At 67.8% G+C, this 1,016-nt stretch carries 2 protein-coding genes; both read left to right on the top strand.

The window, feature by feature from the left end; genetic code table 11:
• A partial coding sequence (locus AACR77_RS15325; protein ID WP_042882633.1) for a thiamine pyrophosphate-dependent enzyme occupies positions 1 to 804 on the top strand: 804 nt, incomplete at its 5' end.
• Positions 794 to 1,016: alpha/beta fold hydrolase (locus AACR77_RS15320; RefSeq protein ID WP_042882631.1), on the top strand; the 223-nt coding region annotated here is incomplete at its 3' end. The genes AACR77_RS15325 and AACR77_RS15320, both read left to right, overlap by 11 nt.

The raw sequence follows: 1,016 nt of genomic DNA, 5'->3' as shown, positions 1-1,016 counted from the left end.
CTCGGCCAGTTCATCAAACAACACCCCTGGCAGGATTACTGGTTGGTGGACCCGCAGCCGGCACGCCTCGACCCCGACTACCGGCTGCGCCGTCGCCTGGTGTGCGACCCCGCCGCCTTTGCGGCCGCCCATCCAATCCCCCATTCGCAGCAGCCCTGGCACCAGTTGGCCGCGCGCCAGCAGGCCATCAGCCAGCAGATCCGCACCGCCTGTGATCGCTTCTCGGAGCTCGGGGTGTGCCACCGCGTGAATCAGCTGATCCAGGGTCAGTTGTTCGTCGGCAACAGCATGCCGGCCCGGCTGATGGACATGCTGGGCGAGGTGGGCAAGGGCCCCAGCCGGGTGATGACCAACCGCGGCGCCTCCGGCATCGATGGCCTTATCGCCACCGCATACGGCTTCGCACAGTCGGTCCCGCCTGACAGTCGCGAGCCCACCACCCTGCTGCTCGGGGATCTCAGCGCCCTGCACGATCTCAACAGCCTGGCGCTGCTCGGCAAGGGGAGCCGCCCCCTGGTGGTGATCCTGCTCAACAACGACGGCGGCAGCATCTTCCGCATGCTGCCTGTGCCCACCCAGGACGCCCTGCTGGAGACCTACTACTGCCTGCCCCACGGCCTGCACTTCGAGCACGCAGCCGCCATGTTCGGCCTGCACTACCGGACCCCCACCACCCTCGACGCATTTGAGCGGGACTATGCCGCAGCCCTGAAAAACGGGGTAACCCTGATTGAAATCAAGGTACCGAGCAGTGAAGTCGCCGAGGATCTCAAGGCACTGGGAGCCGCTATCCGTGGTCTCTGATCCCGCCGCGCCGCTGGTGCTGCTGCACGGCCTGCTGGGGGACGCCGACGACTGGCGACCTGTCATCCAGGCCCTGCCCGGCGTCCCGTGCCATGCCCTGGATCTGCCGGGCCACGGCCGCAACCGGGCACTGCGGGTGAGCGGCTTTGACGAGGCCCATCGCTGGCTCTGCCACGAGCTGGCCGCGCGGGATATCGCCCACTACCGGCTGG

It is taken from the genome of Aeromonas sp. ZOR0002 (assembly GCF_963866995.1).
In the GTDB taxonomy this organism is placed as follows: domain Bacteria; phylum Pseudomonadota; class Gammaproteobacteria; order Enterobacterales; family Aeromonadaceae; genus Aeromonas; species Aeromonas caviae.
Note: the sequence above shows the minus strand (reverse complement) of the source record. Positions and strands in the feature narration are given on the sequence as shown.